This window comes from Candidatus Margulisiibacteriota bacterium, assembly GCA_041650635.1.
Taxonomy (GTDB): domain Bacteria; phylum Margulisbacteria; class WOR-1; order JAKLHX01; family JBAZKV01; genus JBAZKV01.
On the sequence record JBAZKV010000056.1, the window covers coordinates 1 to 2,601 of the forward strand.

Annotated in this window: 5 protein-coding genes; 2 read left to right on the top strand and 3 right to left on the bottom strand. The window is 45.6% G+C overall.

The features are described 5' to 3' along the window. The first annotated feature begins 14 nt into the window (after window positions 1–14). Entirely contained in the window at window positions 15–350 is a 336-nt protein-coding gene (locus tag WC490_08240) for a hypothetical protein (protein ID MFA5098587.1), read from the top strand. A 71-nt stretch (window positions 351–421) separates the two neighbouring features. Here the strand turns inward: WC490_08240 and WC490_08245 are convergent, their stop codons facing one another. Beyond that, a complete protein-coding gene (locus WC490_08245) occupies window positions 422–694 on the bottom strand; it encodes an HU family DNA-binding protein (GenBank protein ID MFA5098588.1) in 273 nt (90 codons plus the stop codon). 445 nt (window positions 695–1,139) lie between these two features. On the opposite strand from WC490_08245, the gene WC490_08250 reads away from it, so the two are divergent. Then, window positions 1,140–1,337 carry a hypothetical protein gene (locus WC490_08250; GenBank protein MFA5098589.1) on the top strand — a complete coding sequence of 66 codons (198 nt, stop codon included), beginning with the start codon at window positions 1,140–1,142 and terminating at the stop codon, window positions 1,335–1,337. A 78-nt stretch (window positions 1,338–1,415) separates the two neighbouring features. Here WC490_08250 and WC490_08255 read toward each other — a convergent pair whose 3' ends face one another. Beyond that, window positions 1,416–2,138, bottom strand: coding sequence for a cytochrome c biogenesis protein CcdA (locus tag WC490_08255; protein ID MFA5098590.1), 723 nt, complete (start codon window positions 2,136–2,138; stop codon window positions 1,416–1,418). 102 nt (window positions 2,139–2,240) lie between these two features. Beyond that, window positions 2,241–2,601: MogA/MoaB family molybdenum cofactor biosynthesis protein (locus WC490_08260; GenBank protein MFA5098591.1), on the bottom strand; the 361-nt coding region annotated here is incomplete at its 5' end.

Sequence of the window (2,601 nt, forward strand, 5' to 3'; positions counted from 1 at the left end):
TTCTCCTTGATACCGTGGGGGAACTGGCTTCTGTTTACGGCATATCTGATATTGCAATCATCGGGAAGAGTTTTAGGGGCCTGGGCGGCCAGAATCCACTTGAAGCTGCATACTGGAGCAAACCGATTATCTGCGGTCCGCATATGGAAAATTTTCCTTTTGTTCAGGAATTCTACCGGGAAAACGCTGCTCTTGAGGCTAAGGAAGAGGAGCTTTATTCAAGGATAAAAGACCTTCTGCTTTCACCGGTAAAGGCAAAAAAGATCGGAGCAAAAGCCCGGGGATTATTCAATAAAAACGCGGGAGCAGTTGAACGGGCGATGGAGATTATTGAAAGGTATATTGCTTAATCTCTCACGCCTGAAACAAAGAAGCCTCTGCCTTGTCAGCAGAGGCTTCCTCTCTTCTTATCGGAATAAAACTATTTTACTGCGTCTTTAAATGCCTTACCGGCTGAGAACCGGGGGACTTTCCGTGCAGCAATCTTGATGGTCGCTCCTGTCTGCGGATTGCGGCCTGTCCGTGCTTTCCTTTTCGATACTGCGAAAGTACCGAAACCGACCAATGCAACCTTGTTGCCCTTCTTCACGGTTTTGACGATTGCATCAATCAGGGAATCAAGCGCCTTTCCTGCTGCTGCCTTCGAGATGTCGGCATCCTTTGCCATTTTTTCTACCAGCTCTGCTTTTGTCATGTTGACCTCCTTTTAAGTATTTGTTTGAGAAACTATACAGAAACACTTCCAAACAACGGTAAAGCGATTCAAAACATTACTCAGATTTTATAACTTTTCTTCTTCATCAGGAAGATTTGCATTTCAGGCCATCTCTCCTGATCCAACTTTCATTCTGTAAAATTATACATGAAGCAATCATAGAAAGGAAGCTCTCCCTGAAAATCAAATATGGGATAGGTCGAAAGAGTCCGTTACAGGCCTGATCCCAATAGTCAATTTATGCACTGATGATCTGTCGGCACATATCCTGTAATCCTTTCTGGATGAGCGATTGCCGCATTCGACAGCTTATTTCTGTCGTCAAAAAAATTGACAGCATCAGTATGGTATGGTAACATGTCTCACGTTTTCAGAAAAAGATTTTCAATCTTTTCGCGGTGAACAGATATCCAAGGAGGGACATGTGACAAAGAAGGAAATCACGAAAAAGGTAACGAAAAAGACAAAGGCCGTTAAGAAGGATGTCGCCAAGAAAGTGAAGGCCGTTAAGAAAGATGTTGCCAAGAAAGTAAAGGCCGTCAAGAAAGACGTTGCCAAGACTGTTAAGACCGTCAAGAAAACTGTTGCCAAGAAAGTAAAGGCTGTAAAAAAGAAGATCTGATAAAGGCTGTTCATAAAGCATACCGGTCAGCAAAGAAAAAACCCTGTGGCAACCCGCAGGTTTTTTCTTTGCTGTTGTTTAAAACTTTATCCCGAAATCAGGCAGGAAAGGCGCAAGGTATTTGATCCGGTCCGTCAGAAGAATAAACCCAAAGATGATGAGTATCACACCGCTGACTATCTTGATGGTCCGCATATAGGTTGAAATCTTCGGGGCGTAGCTGAGAAAGGTGTTTATGGCGAGCGCCGACAGCAGGAAAGGCAGACCCAGCCCGAGAGAATAAACGGTCAACAGCTTCAGGCCATAGATCATAGAGCCTTTTGAACCTGCATACAGTAGTATGGTCCCGAGATAGGGTCCCACACAGGGACTCCAGCCTGCCGCAAAGGTCATTCCGACAAGAAAGGTCCCGAAATACCCTGCAGGTTTGCCGGTCAGATGGATCCGTTTCTCCTTCATGAACAGCTCGGGGTTGATAATCCCCGAAATGAAAAGGCCGAAGATGATAACAAGGATTCCGCCCGCTATCCTGATATAGTCAACATACCGGAACAATAAACTTCCCAGCACTGAAGACGAAACACCAAGGGATATAAAGACAAATGAGAACCCCGCGATGAAGGCAAGGGAATTGGTTATGGTGAGATACCTGACCGCTCTCCTGTCCAGCCTTACCGTAAGGTCTTTGAATGACAGTCCTGTTATGAAAGATACATAGGAAGGCAAAAGCGGAAGAACACAGGGAGACAGAAAAGAGAGCAGCCCTGCAAGAAACGCCAGCGGATAGGATACATCTTTCATTTATATATTGTAACTCATATTTTCATACAGAAAAATATTTCGCGGCAGACAGGGCACTTTCGCGGATTCAGATCCTTTGCAGATTTATAGGAATTATATTGGTCAACTCGCGCATTCTGATGTATCTCCCTGAATCTTTTCTATTGCATGGGGGATGACATCGAGAATAACTTCGAGGTTTTCCTGTACGGCTTTCGGACTTCCGGGCAGATTGATGATCAAAGCCCTGCCCCGAACTCCTGCGACCGCCCGGGAAAGCATCGCCCGGTTGGTTTTCTTCAATCCTGCTGCACGCATCGCCTCGGCAATGCCCGGGACCTCTCTGTCAATGACCTTAAGAGTCGCTTCAGGCGTAACATCTCTCGGGGAAAGCCCTGTGCCTCCTGTTGTCAGGATCAGATCGACTTTATCACTGTATTGAATGAGTTTTGCCTTGATGAGATCCTTTTCATCAGGCATGATA

What these genes read in the sequence shown, in the direction of transcription:
- WC490_08255 (MFA5098590.1), bottom strand. Translation starts at nt 2,138, where the DNA reads ATGAAAGATGTATCCTATCCGCTGGCGTTTCTTGCAGGGCTGCTCTCT.
- WC490_08245 (MFA5098588.1), bottom strand. Translation starts at nt 694, where the DNA reads ATGACAAAAGCAGAGCTGGTAGAAAAAATGGCAAAGGATGCCGACATC.